This is a genomic window from Pseudomonas sp. Leaf127 (assembly GCF_001423155.1).
GTDB lineage: Bacteria > Pseudomonadota > Gammaproteobacteria > Pseudomonadales > Pseudomonadaceae > Aquipseudomonas > Aquipseudomonas ovata.
Genome location: NZ_LMOA01000001.1, coordinates 320,363 through 336,776, shown reverse-complemented (window position 1 = coordinate 336,776; position 16,414 = coordinate 320,363). Strand labels below are relative to the sequence as shown.

General features: G+C 62.4%; 22 protein-coding genes. All 22 read right to left on the bottom strand.

All coding sequences use genetic code 11. The features are described from left to right. Nucleotides 1-18: 18 nt before the first annotated feature. The 22 genes from ASF84_RS01525 to ASF84_RS01420 all read right to left on the bottom strand — a co-directional run bounded on the left by ASF84_RS01525 (nucleotide 19) and on the right by ASF84_RS01420 (nucleotide 16,379). A complete protein-coding gene (locus ASF84_RS01525) occupies nucleotides 19-528 on the bottom strand; it encodes a phage major tail tube protein (protein WP_056834521.1) in 510 nt (169 codons plus the stop codon). 12 nt (nucleotides 529-540) lie between these two features. After that, the gene (locus ASF84_RS01520) at nucleotides 541-1,716 is read right to left on the bottom strand and encodes a phage tail sheath subtilisin-like domain-containing protein (RefSeq protein WP_056834518.1); all 1,176 of its coding nucleotides are present in this window, start codon (nucleotides 1,714-1,716) and stop codon (nucleotides 541-543) included. Between the two features lie 93 nt (nucleotides 1,717-1,809). After that, nucleotides 1,810-2,283 (bottom strand): hypothetical protein, encoded by a 474-nt coding sequence (locus ASF84_RS01515; RefSeq protein WP_056834516.1) that lies wholly within the window; start codon nucleotides 2,281-2,283, stop codon nucleotides 1,810-1,812. Nucleotides 2,284-2,305: 22 nt separating this feature from the next. Further along, complete coding sequence (locus ASF84_RS01510; RefSeq protein ID WP_056834514.1) at nucleotides 2,306-3,046, bottom strand: hypothetical protein; 741 nt, start codon at nucleotides 3,044-3,046, stop codon at nucleotides 2,306-2,308. Nucleotides 3,047-3,056: 10 nt separating this feature from the next. Continuing rightward, on the bottom strand, nucleotides 3,057-3,893 hold the full coding sequence (locus ASF84_RS01505; RefSeq protein ID WP_236709344.1) for a phage tail-collar fiber domain-containing protein: 837 nt from the start codon (nucleotides 3,891-3,893) through the stop codon (nucleotides 3,057-3,059). Between the two features lie 17 nt (nucleotides 3,894-3,910). After that, nucleotides 3,911-4,633, bottom strand: coding sequence for a phage tail protein I (locus ASF84_RS01500; protein ID WP_056834512.1), 723 nt, complete (start codon nucleotides 4,631-4,633; stop codon nucleotides 3,911-3,913). Then, nucleotides 4,630-5,610 (bottom strand): baseplate assembly protein, encoded by a 981-nt coding sequence (locus ASF84_RS01495; protein ID WP_056834510.1) that lies wholly within the window; start codon nucleotides 5,608-5,610, stop codon nucleotides 4,630-4,632. Before ASF84_RS01495 ends, ASF84_RS01500 begins: the two co-directional genes overlap by 4 nt. After that, nucleotides 5,607-5,933, bottom strand: coding sequence for a GPW/gp25 family protein (locus ASF84_RS01490; RefSeq protein ID WP_056834508.1), 327 nt, complete (start codon nucleotides 5,931-5,933; stop codon nucleotides 5,607-5,609). Before ASF84_RS01490 ends, ASF84_RS01495 begins: the two co-directional genes overlap by 4 nt. A gap of 2 nt (nucleotides 5,934-5,935) precedes the next feature. Next, entirely contained in the window at nucleotides 5,936-6,175 is a 240-nt protein-coding gene (locus ASF84_RS01485) for a hypothetical protein (protein ID WP_056834506.1), read from the bottom strand. A 56-nt stretch (nucleotides 6,176-6,231) separates the two neighbouring features. Further along, a complete protein-coding gene (locus ASF84_RS01480; protein WP_056834504.1) occupies nucleotides 6,232-6,813 on the bottom strand; it encodes a phage baseplate assembly protein V in 582 nt (193 codons plus the stop codon). After that, nucleotides 6,810-7,349: a hypothetical protein gene (locus ASF84_RS01475; protein ID WP_056835326.1), complete on the bottom strand. Its 540-nt coding sequence runs from the start codon at nucleotides 7,347-7,349 to the stop codon at nucleotides 6,810-6,812. Before ASF84_RS01475 ends, ASF84_RS01480 begins: the two co-directional genes overlap by 4 nt. After that, nucleotides 7,342-8,007 (bottom strand): hypothetical protein, encoded by a 666-nt coding sequence (locus tag ASF84_RS01470; RefSeq protein WP_056834502.1) that lies wholly within the window; start codon nucleotides 8,005-8,007, stop codon nucleotides 7,342-7,344. Before ASF84_RS01470 ends, ASF84_RS01475 begins: the two co-directional genes overlap by 8 nt. Beyond that, nucleotides 8,004-8,318: a head-tail joining protein gene (locus tag ASF84_RS01465; protein WP_056834500.1), complete on the bottom strand. Its 315-nt coding sequence runs from the start codon at nucleotides 8,316-8,318 to the stop codon at nucleotides 8,004-8,006. The genes ASF84_RS01470 and ASF84_RS01465 overlap by 4 nt, the downstream gene beginning before the upstream one ends. Nucleotides 8,319-8,320: 2 nt before the next feature. Continuing rightward, complete coding sequence (locus ASF84_RS01460; RefSeq protein ID WP_056834499.1) at nucleotides 8,321-9,316, bottom strand: major capsid protein; 996 nt, start codon at nucleotides 9,314-9,316, stop codon at nucleotides 8,321-8,323. An 84-nt stretch (nucleotides 9,317-9,400) separates the two neighbouring features. Further along, nucleotides 9,401-9,745, bottom strand: coding sequence for a head decoration protein (locus ASF84_RS01455; protein WP_056834497.1), 345 nt, complete (start codon nucleotides 9,743-9,745; stop codon nucleotides 9,401-9,403). 5 nt (nucleotides 9,746-9,750) lie between these two features. Beyond that, the gene (locus ASF84_RS01450) at nucleotides 9,751-10,866 is read right to left on the bottom strand and encodes a head maturation protease, ClpP-related (protein WP_056834495.1); all 1,116 of its coding nucleotides are present in this window, start codon (nucleotides 10,864-10,866) and stop codon (nucleotides 9,751-9,753) included. Continuing rightward, nucleotides 10,863-12,341, bottom strand: a complete 1,479-nt coding sequence (locus ASF84_RS01445) for a phage portal protein (protein ID WP_056834492.1) — start codon at nucleotides 12,339-12,341, stop codon at nucleotides 10,863-10,865. The genes ASF84_RS01450 and ASF84_RS01445 overlap by 4 nt, the downstream gene beginning before the upstream one ends. Next, nucleotides 12,341-12,547 (bottom strand): phage head-tail joining protein, encoded by a 207-nt coding sequence (locus ASF84_RS01440; RefSeq protein WP_056834490.1) that lies wholly within the window; start codon nucleotides 12,545-12,547, stop codon nucleotides 12,341-12,343. Before ASF84_RS01440 ends, ASF84_RS01445 begins: the two co-directional genes overlap by 1 nt. A gap of 1 nt (nucleotide 12,548) precedes the next feature. Next, on the bottom strand, nucleotides 12,549-14,582 hold the full coding sequence (locus ASF84_RS01435; protein WP_056834488.1) for a phage terminase large subunit family protein: 2,034 nt from the start codon (nucleotides 14,580-14,582) through the stop codon (nucleotides 12,549-12,551). A gap of 4 nt (nucleotides 14,583-14,586) precedes the next feature. Continuing rightward, nucleotides 14,587-15,174, bottom strand: coding sequence for a hypothetical protein (locus ASF84_RS01430; protein ID WP_056834486.1), 588 nt, complete (start codon nucleotides 15,172-15,174; stop codon nucleotides 14,587-14,589). A gap of 157 nt (nucleotides 15,175-15,331) precedes the next feature. Next, on the bottom strand, nucleotides 15,332-15,676 hold the full coding sequence (locus tag ASF84_RS01425; RefSeq protein ID WP_056834483.1) for a phage holin family protein: 345 nt from the start codon (nucleotides 15,674-15,676) through the stop codon (nucleotides 15,332-15,334). 241 nt (nucleotides 15,677-15,917) lie between these two features. After that, entirely contained in the window at nucleotides 15,918-16,379 is a 462-nt protein-coding gene (locus tag ASF84_RS01420) for a hypothetical protein (RefSeq protein ID WP_056834481.1), read from the bottom strand. Between the last annotated feature and the right edge of the window lie 35 nt (nucleotides 16,380-16,414).

Sequence of the window (16,414 nt, the reverse complement as noted above, 5' to 3'; positions counted from 1 at the left end):
GGAGGAAAGGGAGGGGCGTTACAGACCCAGGGCCTGACGCTGGGCGGCGAGCTGGTCGACGCCGTTGATCACGCGCTTCATGCCGAGCGCATCGATCTCGTACATCACAGCGCCGTCGATTTCGAGCTTGTAGTAAGTCAGCGCTACGGCATGCTTGACCTCGGCCTTGTCGCCGGCCTTCCAGTCGCCCATGTCGACCTCTTTGAGCAGCCCGCGCAGGGTGACAATGACGGGCTTGATCACGCCTTTCAGGCCCTTGAAGGCGCCACGGAACACCCAGTTACCGGCGGTCCCATCGGCCAGGCCAAAGAATTTCAGCGATTCCTTGCGCACGCCGGTAGTCGTGAAATTGGCCTCTTGCTTCTCCATGCCCATGTCCAGCTCGATAGCGGCATCCATGCCACCTGCGCGGTGTTCCTCGGTCTTGATAGTCAGCTTGGGCAGGGTCAGGCTGGGGACGTCGCCTTGAAAGCTCACGCCATCCGCGAACAGGTTCATGTTCGCCAGCGTTTCTGGAATCAGTGCCATTGCGTGCGCTCCTTAAGCGGCGATGTCGAGGACTTCGTTCAGCCACTGGTTCGTGACTTCGAAGCGGAAGATCGGGTTTTCTGCAGGCGGCACGTCCGTGAAACGAATGTTCCAGTACACCTTGCCCTGCTCCAGCGAGCTGGCCGTGTTCAAGACAGGGTCCGCGTAAACCTCGAAATTGATGATCGCGCCCTGATTCTTGAGGTCGCGCATGAACGCTTCCAGGCCATCGGTCACATCCTTGATGTAGGTCGCGGTAATGCCTTGGTCGACGGCCCATTGATGCCCGGCCTGCACGGCATCCATGATGATGTCCAGGGTGCGTACGCGAGTGACGAACGACCATTTCGCATCACTCGACAGCGTGCGGTTGCCCCACAGGCGGTAGCCGCCGGCCCGGATAATCGTGGCCACCAAGGCATTGTTCAGCAGGTTGGCCCGGCAGGTTTCATCGCCGGCCAGGTAATCAACCGAACGAGTGGTGCCGGTGATACCGACGAACTCCTTGTTCGACGGCGAGGCCCAGAAACCGTACTCGGCATCCGTCCAGGCCCAGAGCCCCGCCGTCCAGGCCGAGGCGGGCCCGTCAAGGGTGTCGTTCGCGGCGGTGTCCCAATACTGCACGCCCGGGTCGACCATCAGCAGGCGCTTGGAACCGAACTTGGCCGCATAGGAAATAGCCGCTTCATCAGTGGTGCCAGGGCCGTCGATGATGCCGATACCGCGCAGCTTGGCAGCCAGGGAATCCATCGTCGTAGCGACCGCCTGAGTGGCGCTGTGCTTGGGCGCGATCAACAGACGGGGCTGCGCGTTAAAGCGGCTTTTGCCATCGAGCAGGGCTTGCAGGCCGGTACGCTTGCCGTTGGCCAGTACGCCGCCGATGATGGCCGAGGTCTGCTGCGCCGGGTCGGCCACCTTGGCCACGCCACACGCGACGATCACGGCCTTGGCGCGGGTGTAGATCGCCTTGCAGGCCTTGGCCATAGCTGATTCAGCGCCGAATGCTGCAATGGCTTCGCGCTCGTTCGTGATCAGCACCAGGTCATTTGCCGCTGCTGTCGGCGTGCTGGTCGCGCCCGGGCCCGGGGTGAACGTGTCCACCAGGCCAATGATCGAAGACGACGGCAACGCGATGGTACGGGCCCCGGTGTCGACGAGCGCCGTGGTAATGCCGTGATAAAAACTCATGGATACACTCCAGAAAGCACAAGGGCCGCCCATGGCGACCCTGTAGAAACGACAACGCCCCTGAATCGGGGCGCTTGTGTGTTGCCGGCAGGCTTACAGGTCTTGAGCGGCGTTGCCGACGCCTGCGATACGGGCCGTGATTTGGGCGGCGGCGGTATCGGTAATGAACTCGACACCGTCGTGATTGATCGCCAGAGCAATGTCGCGCTTGGCTTTGAGGCGAATGGCACGAACACCATTGATCGCATCACGGAAGGCCGTGGCAGCGGTCAGAATGCTGTCTGCCGCTTCTTGGGCTGTTACCCCGGACGCTACCACCAGCGCCTCAACAGAGCCCGGGGCATCGCCCTCATAGCCCGCCGCTGTGAACGCCTGCGCTTCGGACGCCGCAATATCGTATTCAACGGCGCGGGAACACTCGCCCAGCACCAAAATACGCGCTGCATCGGCGGCCTTGTCGACCTGCTGCTGACCGACCGCCACAGCTACTTCCAGTGGCAGGCCCTGAAAGTCGAAGCCCACATAGGAGCGGCCCTGAAACGTGATACTGATGTCTTTGATTTGCATAAACCGGCCTTGATAGTGAGGGTTAGAAAGTGGTCAGGTTGGTCAGCACGTTGCTTTGCGCATTCGACTGCGCACCAGCAGCAAGACCGAAAACATAACGCCCGGCAAAGCCCGAAGGGAACGTGGTGTTGTAGACCTCCAGCAGCAACGCCGAGGTCGGTGAATAGGCCAGCAACGCCGTGGCACCGGACGCATCAACGATTTCGCAATCCAGCAGCTTGACCTGCACCAGCGGCGATTGCCCGCTGACACTCCCCCGGAAAAAGGTGTTGGGCCCGCCCAGAGGGGGGTTGGTCAAGCCGGTGACCGTCGGGAAGTTGAGACTCACATCCTTGAAGGTCACGGCAGAGCCGGCCAGCATCAACAGCGCCGCCATCCAGTTGGTGTTACTGGTGCTGTTGAAATAGTTACGCACCATCAGCTTTCGTTTCGTACCCGGCACAGAGGACGTGATAAACAGCGAAATACCGTCCAGCGAGGTATCAGTGTCGAAGATGTAATCCGACAGCAATACAGCCTGACACGACCCACCATAGGGGGTGCTGGCCACCGCCTTGTCGATGGTTTTGAACGGAGACGCGAGCTTGCCCGTGTTGGCGTCAGAGCCTGCGACATTGTCGACGTAATAGACTTTCTTGTTGTTCGGGATCGCCAACAGCGCGTCGGTCACGGCCGCATCGATACTGGCCTTTCGGGAGTTGAAGTAAGCGATCAAGCTGTTAGCGGCCGACGTCAGTTCGGCGATGCCAGATTCCAGACTCATGTGATAAACCTCAGAGTGTTTTTACGAAAAGGGTTTGCAGGGAGATAAGCCCTGCAGCGTTTACAGCGATGGCGGCCAACAGGCCGTCGCGGTCGGCGTCCTGCCGCAACTCGCCCGCCTTCATCCGGTCGGTCAGACTGGCAATTTGCAGGCCTTCGACTTGATGCAACCGGGCATGCTCTCCCAGCGCGTCCTGCTGCCGTACACCGCGCAGTAACTCGTGAAACAGTGCGGTCGCCAGCGCCGCGCCCTGCTCGGCCAGGTCAGCCTTGTCCGTGTCTTGTCGCCCTTCGGCCAGGCGCATGCGCTCTGTCAAAGACTCAAGCTGGCCATTGGCAGCGAAGTGCTGCCGGGCATGGCTGTTCAGCAGTTCCTGCTGTCGCAATCCACGCAGTTGCTCGGCCAGCATGGCGGTGGCCTGCGTCGCCAGCGGACCGGCAAGACTCAAGCTCAGGCCGGCTCCAGAACTGACAATGGTCACGCTGTCCGCCGGCAACGCGGACAACGACAGGTCGTAAGCCAGCAGAATGCTTGCGTTCGCCGCCTTGTACGTCAGGGCCTCGGTCGGGTGCGACCAGACGGCGAGCAACGTGCCGTCGGTCAACTTAAAGCCAACCTCCCGAACCCAGAACGCATGCGGTCCATCGGCCAGTGCGGTGATATGCAGCATCGTGCTGCTCAGGCGCTCACCGTCGGCGATGGGGTATTCAGCCACTTGCGTGACCAGGCTTTTCTGATCGGCACTGGGCGTATAGCTCGACGTGCCCAGTACGATGCTGCCGATCCGGGCCGAGACGCCGGTGTTATCGGCGGTAAAGATCGCCGCCAAGCCGGTTTTGGTGATCACAGGTTGTAACGGGGTACTCATAGAACGGCCTCCATCGTGCCGCGCACGACTGTCAGGGACCGGGTTGCACAGGCCACTTGCAGCCCGGCCTCGGCGTTGATCGGTTCGCTCTGCAGCTCGACAACCTGTCGAACCACGCCCAGCGATTGAGTGGTGTTGGCGACCTGCTGGCCTTGGGCGAACGTGTCGGCCAGTGGCAACTGCGCCTCAACCGTCTGCCGCATCAGCGCCCGTGACTGGGTGGCATTGGCCAACTGCAGGCCGCCGTCAAAACGCGCGCCCAGTGCGAACGAGTAATGACTGCGCTCGTTCTTGGTTGCATCGATCAGGGCGCGCAGCCGCTCGCCCAGTTGCGGCGAAATAATCGAGCCTTCGCCTTCGCGGTTCTCGTTCGCCCAGACCGTGATGTGGAACGTGTACGGCGCCGCGTTCGGGATCTGCTGCCATTCCTTCACGTCGGCATTGACCCGTACCGCTTTCAGTACCCGCCGGATTGCGCCCAGCGTGCCCTTCGTCTTGTGGACCGGGATCGCTTCGCGGATCAGCGCCCGGCGCTGGGCGTCGTCGTTCGCCGCTTCCCAGCCCTCCACGCGCATGGCCCAGCCGAGCCACGGCAGGAAGTTGGGCGGGCAGCGCGCCGAATCGGCAATCCCCCGAATGACCTCGGGGTCAATGCTTTGGTCGCAGGCGACCTCCAGGGCCCGTTCCAGCGGTGTCGAGTTGTCCGGCAGCAGGCTCATGGCGCCACCTGCGCGTTCAACTGAATGGCTGTGCAGTTGGGATACTGCCGCTTGTTACACGTCACCCCGTCCAGCGGCTGCAGCAGCTCGACTTTGCTGATACCCGACACATGCAGCGCGGCATAGATCGCTGACAGCGACAGCTCCCCTTCCAGACGCCGGGCCTCGGCAAGGGCCTTGTCCAGGTTGGCCCGGGCTTGCGCCCTGACTACACTCGGGCTGGGCCCTGCCTCTACCTGCAGGTTGGCCACCACCTTAAAATCAAGCGGCTGGCCGAGCTGGGTGCGCGGCCGATCCGTGAGCGGGCGCACCGTTTCCGCTGACAGTGCGGTTTGCACGGCCCCGACCAGGTCGACGCCAGGAGTGACGGCGTCAACCCGGGGCAGCACGGCCAGCGACACATCGCCGGGCAGCGGGTTGGCCAGCCCGGCGTCGTAATCGCAGACCAGGACAATGGCCCCTGCAGGCAACTGCGCTCTGAGTGCCGCGTTGACTTCCACCCCGACAAAGGTGGGCGAATCGACCGACACGCCGGCTATCTCGGCCGACGCGCCCAGGGCGTGGTATTCGTAAGCGCCGCGACTGCCGGCAACCGACAGCGCTTCCAGTGACAGCCGCGTCCGATAACGCAACTCCTCGTTACCTTCCATCACAGCGGCCACCGGCGGCACGGCGTTAGGCTTGGCCGCGACCAGCACCAGGCGCTTTACGCCGTAGTCGGCTGCCCGATTGTCCAGATCCGCGCCTTTGGCATAAGCCAGCAAACTGGCCTTGGCCGCCGCGTTGACCCGGGCCCGGCCCAGCATCTGCTGATAGGCCGCGACCTCCAGCAACTTGACCACCGGGTCAGACTCCAGCAGCGCTGTCCACTGATCGCCCATCTGCCCGCGAAAATTGCTCAGTGCCTCCTGATACAGCGTTTCGAACTCCAGGGTTTCGATGACATCGGGCGGGGGTAACAGGGAAAGATCGATCATGCACTTACCTCCAGGACTGCACTGCTGCCCAGGTACTGGCCGGTCAACTGCAGAGTGATCTGGCCGTCAAGAACGGCTGTCACCCGCACCCGTTCCAGCTTCAAGCGCGGTTCCCAACGGCCCAAAGCGCGGGCGACTTCGGCCTGTACCGCGCTTTTCCAGCCCTCATTGACCGGCAGGTCGACGTAATCACGTAGCCGGCTACCGTACTCAGGCCGCATCCGCCGCGATCCGAGGCGGGTTGTCAGGATGTCTTCAACCGACTGGCGCAAATGCTCAACGCCGTGCCGAGCCTGGCCATTGCGGCGGTCCAGGCCAATCACGGCTATTCAGCCAGCAGCTTGAGTTCGGGGTGGCCGGCGAGATAGGCCAGCGCCTCGGCATCATCGGCCGGCACCTCGACGCGGCCGCGCAGCACTTTCAGCTCGCGGTCGTTCTGCAGGAACAGCGAGCGCGAGGTGTAGAGCGTGTCGGTGTAGATCACGGTCGCCAGGGCGGCCGGGGCGACTTCGCCGGCGGCGGATTGCTCAGCATCGTCGACAGTGGGTTTTTTCACAGTGGCCATAGGACCCTCCAGAAACGAGAAAGCCCGCACGGGGCGGGCTTGGATGGATGTTTAAATCAGTGCTTGTGATTCGGCGTGTTGCCCTTGGTGTCGATGATCGAGCCCATGCCGAAAATGTCGCCCGTTACGCGTAACGCGCCCTCGATCTGCACCGCCCCCTTGAGGGTGATATTGCCGGCCTCAATCGTTGCGGTGCCCGACTTGGCCGTTATCGCATCGTCGGTCAACACAGCCTCGGTGCTGCCCACCTTGATGTTCACGGTGCCCGTGGGCAGATCGATGGTGTAGCTCTTGGCCTGCCAGTCGTAGACCAGAGAACCGCCATCTTCGAACCGCCAGACCTCGACGTGATCGCGGTTGTCAGCCTGCGCGCCGGCCGCGCCGTACAAGCCCGGGTTGAACGTACCCTGAGCGGGGTCACCGCTCGGGCTGTTCAACATGCCCTGCTCGCCTTCGCTGGGCGCCCGCCAGTGCCGCGACTTGCCAGCGGCCTGTGCATGCCAGCGTACCCAGGCGCTGGTCCAGCTCCCGCCATCGGACACGCGTACCCGGGCGTTCGCCAGATCAACCGCGACAACACGGCATTCAATCGCCACGCCAGCCAGCATGCGGTCGTGCTCCGCTGCTGCGAAGCTCATGGCAGGTCGCCTAATTGATCGGCCGGCACATAGTCAGGCTCATGGCCTGGCCCGACATCAGGGTGAATACCCCAGACCAGCGAACCTGGTGGCTGAACTGGCCAAGGCCATTCTTCCTCGCCCAGGTAAACTCCCTGCGTCCACTCGACGACCCACACCACATAGCTGTCCAGTTCCGGTCGAGACCAGTCCTGACCTGCACGCTCAAACTGGGCAGCCTCTACTTCTAGCCCCCAGTGCTGCATACGCAGCAGGATCGCTAGTTGGGCCGCGCTCCAGGCCGCCAGCTTATGGCAATCATCTGTTTCAGCACCGACGATGATCCGCGCCTCAAGCCGCAGCACCAGCGCGGTCTCACCGGTGCCTGGGTCGTCGCCTGGCTCGAAGTCAGCAAGCTCGATCACTACCGCCGGAACGTCAATGCGGCTGAGCATGTCGGGCATGGTGCCGACATAGGCCAGCCCCGGCAGATGCTGGTTGATATGCAGCTCAATCGCTGCGTACAGCTCATCAAGCTGGAAGGGTTGGTCAGCCACGGCCACCTCGCAAATACTTCTGCAGTTCGTAATTCATTTCCTGGGCCAGCACATCACGCATGCGCTCTTTGGCTTTTCGGGTCCAGGCTTCGAAGTGAGGGCGAACCGCCTCCAGCGAAACCTTGGCCTTGGCCAGAGGGAACCGGCTGCCGTTCTCACCGACCCACCCTGAGCTGGGCCCACCGCCGCCAGACACTTCACTGCCCGGGTAATCGCTCGCCCGGAAGTGCTTGCTGGCCGTGCGGATCCAGATGTCAGGCTTACCGCCATACACCTTCTTGAAGAAGGCGCCTTCATACCGGCGCTTGCCAACACTCACACCCGAGCGCGACTGCCGGGGCCGGCCAGTGCGGCTGGCTTCGATGGGCTTGATACCCATCCACAACTTGCCCTGCCCTTGGCCGCTGCCGGTGAGCGGGAACACCCGCATACGACGCCGCACCGCCGCAATGGCGATGCGTTCCTGCTGGCCGACCGTCCGGCTGATGTGTGTCTGCAACCAGCGCAGGGTCTTGTTGATCGCCCGGCGCTGGGCCGCTGCTGCGGCCTTGGGCACCTGGTCAGCGAAAGTCGTGAAGGCTGCCAGATCCGCCTTGCTGGTTTGCAGGGTGATCAGGCCGCTATCGGCCGAGGTCTTGTAATAGCTGCCTACGCTCATGGCTTGATCCTCAACACCAGGGTCACCAGGCCATCGCCCGTGGGTTCGATATGGACAATCGTGTAACTCCCGCCCCCATCCTGCACCGGCAGGTTGACCGTCAGGCTTTGCGCCTTTGCTACCCCATCGCTGTCAGCAACACGCACGACAAAGTTCGGCTCGCGCAGTGCAGTCCTCAACTGGCCCAGCTTCGGCTGTAACCAGGGAGCAGAGAACATGCCCCAGACCGTACGGCCCTCGATCACACCTTCATCCGACAAGGTGTCGAAAACGACCGTATCAATGTCAGCCACCAGGTCACGGAAGCTCATCGCTACATCTTCAGGCGGATCTGCGCCCGAGGCCGGGTGCAGATGTGCAGCGGGTTGGACTGGGCCTCACCGGCCACGCCCTTGCCGAATGGCAGTGGCTCCAGCTTGCTGTAATACGGGATACCCAGGGTGTTGACCGTCTCCATATAGTCGGCCGGGGCGAATGCCGAGATATAGAGGTCAGGGACGTCTTCCGGCACGAGCAAGGCTTCATCGTCGTGCACAAACGAAATACCGGCGACCTTGCCGCGATAGCGTTCCCAAACGATGCCTGCAAACTCGAAGCTGGCCCGCGCATCGCCACGCAGCTCAGCGGCAGCGGTAGTCGCCAGATAGCTTTCCTTGACCGACTTATGAACAATCAGCTTGTTCCAGAAGTTCTTGCCGCAGAACGCCCGCGAGCCGGAGCTGGTCACGCTGCCCAGCGCATCCTCTTGCATGTCCAGCGCTTCGCCTGCTTTCACACGGACATCCGTGGCCGGATCGTTCAGCCCCATGACCAAGGTTTGTTGCTGTACACCAAAGCGTTCATGGATGTTGAGCAAGACGGTTTGCCCGTCCGCGTCAAGAATCAGACCGTTCAGTGCTCCCATGCGCTGGAACTCATGGGTAGCATCCAGTTGCCGGCGGGCCTTGGCCAGTCGCGCATTGACGACATCTTGAGCAGCCTGCAACTCGGTCTGGCTGCCGAAGGCGCGGATACTCTGGATCTCGTCGGCCTTGATGGTGAAGCGCTCTGGCAGGTGCACGGTGTTGAACGGGATCATGCTGCGCTTGCTGGAACCGACCACCAGCCCCGAGGTACCACGCTCGCCCGCTGGCACCAGGGCCAGGGTGTCGCCGTCCTTTTCGATCTGCACCGTCAGGGTCTGAATGCCCTGTTCCTGGAACAAACCCAGGCCGCTGATACGGCCCGGAAGGTAAGGCTGTTCGTTGATGGCCACGGTCAGCGCCGGCACCCCAAACACCAGGTCTTCAAAAATATTGATTTCAGCCACGAATAATTCTCCAGAAACGCGAAACCCCGCCATTGCGGGGCTTTAATAGGTTGATGAGCCAGAGAGACTGGCGGGGGAACGTCGCTAGCGAACGATCACCGACTGCTTGCCCAGGGCCTTTTCAGCATCCAGATCCAGGCCCGTCAGATGCGCTTCGCTAACCTCGGCCAGACGCACCACGGCACGGCCACGGCGGACAATGTCCGAGGACGCCAGACCGGCGAACAGGATGGCCGAGGCCACTTCACTGCCGTCCTCAGCCGTCGGATCGTACGGCGCGAACTGACCCGATGCGGTCACAAGACCCAGCAACTGGCCGGCCGGCAAGGCATCACCGGCGATCACATTGATGGATTCGCGAGAGATACTGCCGCTGCCTTCGGACAGCACAAACTCGCCGGGGTGGATCGGCTCTTGAATGATGCTCATGGGGGTTACCTTCTATTGGCGGCTGAATGACCGGTTTGCGCCGCACGGCGAGCGGCATAGATGTTGTGCACATCAGGTTGCTTGGCGGCAGGCTTGCTGGCCGGGTCGTCGTTGATGGGCAGGCTGTTATCGATCTCGATCCCTTGACCGGTGCCGACCACCTTCTCGAACAGCCGGGCGCGCACCGCCGTGGTGTCGAGTCCGGCCGTGACGTACTCGGTGGCCAGCTCCGGCAAGCGAGCAGCCACACAAAGGGTGTGGATCTGTTTGGCCTGGCCAATGGCGGCTTTCACCACCGCCTCGCTGGCCAGCTTGGTGCTGCTGATGATGGGCTCGACCAGATTGCTGATCCCGGCCTCCTTGCAGCCCTGGGTGATCAGCAAGGCCAGCGCAGGCGCATCCTCAGCCGTGACCGGCTCAGGCTTGGTCGGGGCCGGTTTGTCAGCGCCCAGTGAAGCGGGCGCGTTTCGGAAACGCTTCATGGCTTGCCCCTGACCCAAGCAGGCCTTGACCTCGACGCCGGTTGTAACCTCATCGACCAGACCCAACGTTTTGGCCTCGTTGGCCGTGAGCCAGGTTTCGGCATCGATCAGCCGGCGTAGCTCGACCTCGTCGATGTCCGGTGCCTTGGCTTTGTAGGCCGCCACAATGGCCTCCAGGGTCTGGTCGAGCACATCGGCGACGTGACGCAGGCCCTCGGCATCACCGGCAGCCCAGGTCCAAGGGTTATGGATCATCATGATCGCATTACCGGCCATCACCACCCGATGTGCACCGCACACCGCCACGCTCGCCGCACTGGCGGCCAAGGCATCAATCCGGCCCACGGCACGCTCACCCAGGCGGGCCAGCGCGTTGTGAATGGCCAAGCCGTCGAACAGGTCACCGCCTGGGCTGTTGAACGCGGCAATGACCTGCGATGTGCCATCGTCGACGGCACGCAGATCCTGCACGAACTGGTTGGCCGTGATGCCCCATGCGCCGATTTCGCCATAGACGTACACCTCAATGACGCCCTGCTCGGCTTCGCCGGATGCCTGGATGTGATACCAATGTTCGGCCTTGACCTGCACCTTTTTCCCGGCCTGGTTGTACACCACCGGCGCGACCGCTTTGCTCATGGTTTTTCCTCTGATTCGTCGATTGGCTCGGTGACGAGCGTTGTATAGTTGAGGCCCAGCCGCTGGGCGCGGGCGATGTCGGCGGCGTTTTCATCGTCGACGGTCTCGGCGTCGTAGCCGGTGCGCAGCACTATCTCGCTGCGAGAAGCAAAGCCCGCATTGACCTCCATGGCCCGCGCTTGAACGTCCTGCACCGGGTTGATGTAGGCCCAGCCCTGCGGGATCCAGCGGGTGCGCAGGTATTCGCGCCGACGCTGGGCGTAGTCCGGCAATTCCAGCGCACCGGACAACACGGCCATGTCCATCCAGGCGGCGCGCACCGGGCGGCATAACTGATGAACGTACACACCGAACTGCAACTGCTCGATGCGTCGGCGAAATTCGTTGAGCACCACGCGCATGACCCGGTCGCTGACCCCACGCATGTCGCCCGTGAGCAGTTCATAGGGCATGCCGGCACCGGCGGCCGCCGCCATCAGTTGCTGCCGCATGAAGTCGGGGTAGTTGTTTCCTGCATCCGGTGGCGTGGAGAACTCGATTTCCTCACCGGCCCCCAGCTCCTGCATCGTGCCGGGCTCCAAGGCCACCATCGGCGTGAAGCCATCCTGATCAAGGCTCAGGGGTGCGCCTGTGATCGGGTCGCGTGGCATTGGCCCTGCGTCGGGGGCTGGCCGCTTGATGAAGCCGGCGAACAGGTTGGCCACTTCCTGGCGGAACAACACCGCGTCGTCGTAGTTGTCCAGGCTGCGCAAGCGCTTGAGTACAGGAGCCAGGCGGGGCAAGCCACGCAACTGGCCCGGTTCCTGGGATTCAAAGATGTGTAGCACCTGCGCGGCCGGAACCCGGATCAACTGGTTATAGCCACCGTTGAGCGAGGAGGCATCACGCGGGTGCGAGCGGTACATCCAGTACGCCACGCGCCGGCCGATGCCGTTGAACTCGACCCCGGCCTTGATGACGTTGCCTGTACGCGTGACCTCAAACTTGTCATGCGGGACAAACTCGGGGGCCAGCACCTGAATCTGTAGCGGCACGGCATAACCGTCCGTTAACAGCCTGGGGCGCAGGCGCACGAAACACTCGCCGGACGTTTCCACGGTTTTTGCCACCAGCGCCTGCAAGCCGTAAAAGTCACTACGGTCATCGGCATCGGCTTCGTCCACCCAGTCCGACCACAACTCCTGCTGGACCTTGCGCAAGGCGGCATCGGTGATCAGCGGCCTTGGCGTGATGCCGGTGCCGATAAGGTTGCTGACTCGCCGGTCGATCACATTGAAGGCATACGGGTCATTGCGCAGCGCCGCCCGAGAGCGGGAACGCAGGTTGGTCAGGGCCGGCATCAACAGGCTGTTGATGCCGTTGTCGGGGGCATCCCAGTTTGATGAGCGCCGGCCTTCACCAGCGCCTTCGTAACTAGCCTTGATATTGGACGGCAACAGGAAGCCATTGCGGGTCAGGTTCGGATAGCGTGCCATCAGAGCCCCCTGCCGCCATGCCTGAGCCGGAAAGCGCGAGGACGCGCCGGCCCACTGCTGGCCAACGAGCCGCGAATCTCGTCGCGGGCTTTCAACAGTTCGTCGACGGTGCGGTATTCGACAGTCCGGTCAGCGTAGCGAACGACTTTTTCGCCGCGTGCAATGGCCGCCTCGACGGCCTCAAGGTGCTTTTGCGTAAAGGACATGTCAGCGTCTCTTCAGGTAGCCGCTGCGTGTCGAGCGACGTGGGGGTGGAGTGGCGGCCGCTGGGCGCGCCACGGGCGCAGCCGTTGGCGAGGTTGGTGGTGATGAAGGCGACGGTGTAGAAACCGGCATGGTCGGAGCCGGGCCGGGCTGGACAGCAGGTGCAGACACCGTGCGTGAAACCGGGGCCTCATCGAACAGGCCCGCCTGCGCCAGAGCTTGCCGCACCCGCGACCAGTCGCCTTCGTTGTAACGGTTGATGCCCAGGTACTGCGCCATGGCCAGGTTGTACACCATGAGGTCGAGCGCTTCGTTGCGCTCCGACTTGCCCTTGACCCACTCAATGCGCTTGTGACCCCGGACGTATCGAACGACCTTGCGCTCTGCCACACATTGCGCAAAGAAGTCATCCGGCAAGTCATTGGCAAAGTGCAGCGCACCCGGTCCCTGCTCGAACGGATAACGGTTGTAGATCCAGTCCTTGGCCGTGTCGGTGCCGACAAACCACAACTCGGCACCGCCGCGTTCGGTCTGGCCTTTCCAGGTGACATCCACCATGGACGGCCGCTGGGCGATCACAGGCCGGCCGGGCTTGTTCGCACCCTTGACGGCAAAGATGTTGCGCCAGCGCCTGACGCGGCAGAAGTGATACACCTCATCGGTGTGGTGACCACCGCTGTCCACCGCTGTGGCCAGGATCCCCAGACCCACCCCGCACGGGTGCCGGTACTTGGCCTTGAGCATTTCATCCAGCGCCGCCCAGGTGCGGTCATCCGAGGGGTCACCCGCGATCACCTGGAAGTCGACGATCCAGCGCTCCATGCCAACGCCCCAACCCACGACCATGAACTCCAGCCGGTTGCCCTGCACGTCCACGGCCCCGGTGAGCATCAGCACATCGGCTGGCATCGAGCCAAGTCCGTAGCCCGACAGACGAGCACGCTGCAGCAGCACCTCGGCTTTGGTCTGCTCGATGGCACTGTCCCATACCTTGGCCAGGCGCGTGTTGTAGAACACCTGCATCGGCTCCTGGTCGCCCTTGGCCAACGCTCTCTTGGCCCGTTCATACTGCTTGGCCAGTGAAGGCCAGTCCTGCCAGCCCAAGGGCGCGTACAAGGCATTGAGCGTAAAGCCCACCGTTTCACCGTCACCCGCCGAATGGGCACGCCACTCGCCCTGCTCAAGCATGCCGTTCTTGCAATGCTCTTCGATCAGCACATCACAGTTGGCATTGGCGCACTGGTAATGCACCACCCGATAATCCGGGCTGTAGATCAGGCGCTCCCACTCCAGCGTCTGCATGTGGCCACAGGTCGGGCATGGCACGTAGTAGTGCCGCTGGTCACTCATGTCGAACAGATCCGCGATTCGACTCGCGCCCTTAATAGTCGGGCTGCTGGAGAAATAGAACTTGGCCCGCCGCCCGAACGTCGAGCCACGCGCCTCGGCCAGTTCGATAGGATCACCCTCTTCTCCCACGTCCACGTCCCAGCGGTCTACCTCATCGCCGTAGATGTAACGGGCAGACAGCTCCGACAGGTTCGCAGCCGATCCCGCCGTAGTGATGTACAGCGCTCCGCCATCGAACTCCTTGGTGTCCAGGGTGTTGCGGGCATCCCGGGAACGGCTGTTGGCCACCCGCTCGCGCAGCTCAGGGGTAGCGGCCACCGTCTTGCTGATCCGTGACGAAATACGCTTGGCCAGGCCCAGGCTGGGCAACAGCGTCAGGATGTTCGAAGGCACCATATGGATGAGCCCGCCTATCCAGTTGAGTGCAATCTGCGTCTTCATGAGCTGCGAAGCCACCATAGTCACCACCCGTTTGCAGGGGTGGGCCGGTGACAAACAACGCATGGGTTCACGGGCATACGGTGTCCGCGCCGTGCGGTATTTCCCCGGCTCAGCAGCACCGGCATCCCGAGGGATACGCATGTACTTGTCTGACCATTCATCGACCCACAGGTCGGGATCAGGGGTCAAACCACGGAAATATGCTTCGCAGTACACCTTTGCACCGTCAGGCATTTCCGTGTGCATAGGATCAACTCGTTGAGATAAGGGCACGGTCGAGATCGACCGCAGATAAGCGCTGGGCGTCATCGAGCACGCGGCGCAATGCCGTTGTCAGGTGCCGCTCGATGTCCCACACATCGGACATGGGAACCAATTCGCCGGCGATCTGCGCAGGCAAACCCAGCAGGGCATCACGAAGTGCGCGGCCAGCATCGAAGGCGGCAGTCTTCACCGCCTCTACCTCAACCAGGTTGCCTTGGTCCTTCAAGAACTGGGACTCGGCCAGTTGCGCCAGGTAATACTCCCGGTGTGCCCGAGACTTCTGATAGTCGGCCCCCCGCCCCCCACGCACCTGGAGAGGAGGAAGGTCAACCGACGTGTCGGCCAGCGGCGCGATATGGTCCCGCACCCCCTTCTGAATCCGGGCATCCTCATGCCTGGCGGCCACAGCGGCCTTGCTGGGGTCGGCAGACTGATCCAGCAACGCCTCAGTGGCTTCCAGCTCCACCTTGCCATCAGGCGTCAACACCAGGCGATCCTGGTTGGCCAGCTTTGAAACGTAGGACTTGGCCCAGCCCCGGCGGGCTGCAAACTCCGATTTGCTGATAACCGTCATGATTGCCATCCAGTTCACCGGGTTAACCGGAATCCGTTCACCTGTTCACCTCAGTTCACTAAGCGGGTGAACCGTCCGCTAACGCTTTCCCGCGAGTTCCCTTACCCGTATGGGCCAAGATATGCCAGGGTCCCATCGGGGTCGGCGGGACCACCCCCTACTGCCCCGGTTCGCCGGGGGGCAGCGGCGCCGAGACGCCCAGGCGTTTCGCGGCCCAGCGTTCATAAAGCCCGATGGCCACGTCGGCACCGGCCATCGCGGTCAGGCAACCGAACCCGCCAGCCGTCCAGATCGACACCCCGGCGGCATACAGCAACATCATCGTCGACAGACCGCAGACCACGCAGGCACCGGAGCGCAATGCAAGTCGGCGGATCAACGACCAGCCTCGGGCGCCATCCTTGTCGGCCCGCCACATCTCACCCGACACCCCGCCGACCAGGGCCAGAATGATCACCAACCAAATTGGCATCTCAGCCAAGGCTTGCTGCTCGTCCGTCATAACAACCTCGAATTGAAAAAAAGAAACCCCGCCGAATGGCAGGGTTTGGAGTGCTGGGTGAATAACCCAGGCTGGATGCACAGCACGTGCTGTGGAACGCCGTCAGGCGGAAATCTCAGATAGTGGCGACTTTGTACCTGCGTTCGGAAAAACCGAAAAGGGGCGTTTAACGGTTGGGTCGAGTTCGACCGCACTTCAACCACACTTTGACCACACTTTGACAATTAGCCCCGACAAGCGGTCAGGAGCGCGGGGCCTGCTTGAGCTGTACACTCAGCTTCCCGGCAATCGCCCGTGCGGGGCCGGCACGCAGGATCAGTATCGTCATGACCTGCTGATGCAACGCTGTGACCCAGTTGCGGTACGTACGGTCAGCACCCTCTGCAATTCCCACCTCCCGCATCTGCTCCCGAACCGTCGCGTGGTCCAAGTACCGCAACTTGGCAAGCTTGGCGAGTCGAGGCCCGCGCCGTGCCGCACCGTTAAAGTTGCGTTCAAGTTCGGCCACCGCTGCCTCGACTTCGCTCGCAATGTGATCCAGTCCCATTCCGTCCTTGAGAATTCGTGATCCAGGCGTACCACTGGGCGGCAACCCCTTCCATTCCATGATGGTTCCCATTTGGCTGCCGACTCCAGAACCCAGGCCGAGCCGGGCGTGCTGCTCACCCCAATGAACCATCAAGTCTTCAATCGTCGCGATCATTGTCCAATCCCCTGGAAAAACTGTACCCGACACAG

Coding starts and splice junctions, on each gene's coding strand:
- ASF84_RS01525 (WP_056834521.1), bottom strand. CDS start 528: ATGGCACTGATTCCAGAAACGCTGGCGAACATGAACCTGTTCGCGGAT.
- ASF84_RS01435 (WP_056834488.1), bottom strand. CDS start 14,582: ATGCACACGGAAATGCCTGACGGTGCAAAGGTGTACTGCGAAGCATAT.
- ASF84_RS01470 (WP_056834502.1), bottom strand. CDS start 8,007: ATGAGCGTAGGCAGCTATTACAAGACCTCGGCCGATAGCGGCCTGATC.
- ASF84_RS01515 (WP_056834516.1), bottom strand. CDS start 2,283: ATGCAAATCAAAGACATCAGTATCACGTTTCAGGGCCGCTCCTATGTG.
- ASF84_RS01500 (WP_056834512.1), bottom strand. CDS start 4,633: ATGAGCCTGCTGCCGGACAACTCGACACCGCTGGAACGGGCCCTGGAG.
- ASF84_RS01485 (WP_056834506.1), bottom strand. CDS start 6,175: ATGGCCACTGTGAAAAAACCCACTGTCGACGATGCTGAGCAATCCGCC.
- ASF84_RS01420 (WP_056834481.1), bottom strand. CDS start 16,379: ATGATCGCGACGATTGAAGACTTGATGGTTCATTGGGGTGAGCAGCAC.
- ASF84_RS01450 (WP_056834495.1), bottom strand. CDS start 10,866: ATGAGCAAAGCGGTCGCGCCGGTGGTGTACAACCAGGCCGGGAAAAAG.
- ASF84_RS01425 (WP_056834483.1), bottom strand. CDS start 15,676: ATGACGGACGAGCAGCAAGCCTTGGCTGAGATGCCAATTTGGTTGGTG.
- ASF84_RS01465 (WP_056834500.1), bottom strand. CDS start 8,318: ATGAGCTTCCGTGACCTGGTGGCTGACATTGATACGGTCGTTTTCGAC.
- ASF84_RS01495 (WP_056834510.1), bottom strand. CDS start 5,610: ATGATCGATCTTTCCCTGTTACCCCCGCCCGATGTCATCGAAACCCTG.
- ASF84_RS01445 (WP_056834492.1), bottom strand. CDS start 12,341: ATGGCACGCTATCCGAACCTGACCCGCAATGGCTTCCTGTTGCCGTCC.
- ASF84_RS01480 (WP_056834504.1), bottom strand. CDS start 6,813: ATGAGCTTCGCAGCAGCGGAGCACGACCGCATGCTGGCTGGCGTGGCG.
- ASF84_RS01510 (WP_056834514.1), bottom strand. CDS start 3,046: ATGAGTCTGGAATCTGGCATCGCCGAACTGACGTCGGCCGCTAACAGC.
- ASF84_RS01520 (WP_056834518.1), bottom strand. CDS start 1,716: ATGAGTTTTTATCACGGCATTACCACGGCGCTCGTCGACACCGGGGCC.
- ASF84_RS01430 (WP_056834486.1), bottom strand. CDS start 15,174: ATGACGGTTATCAGCAAATCGGAGTTTGCAGCCCGCCGGGGCTGGGCC.
- ASF84_RS01455 (WP_056834497.1), bottom strand. CDS start 9,745: ATGAGCATCATTCAAGAGCCGATCCACCCCGGCGAGTTTGTGCTGTCC.
- ASF84_RS01440 (WP_056834490.1), bottom strand. CDS start 12,547: ATGTCCTTTACGCAAAAGCACCTTGAGGCCGTCGAGGCGGCCATTGCA.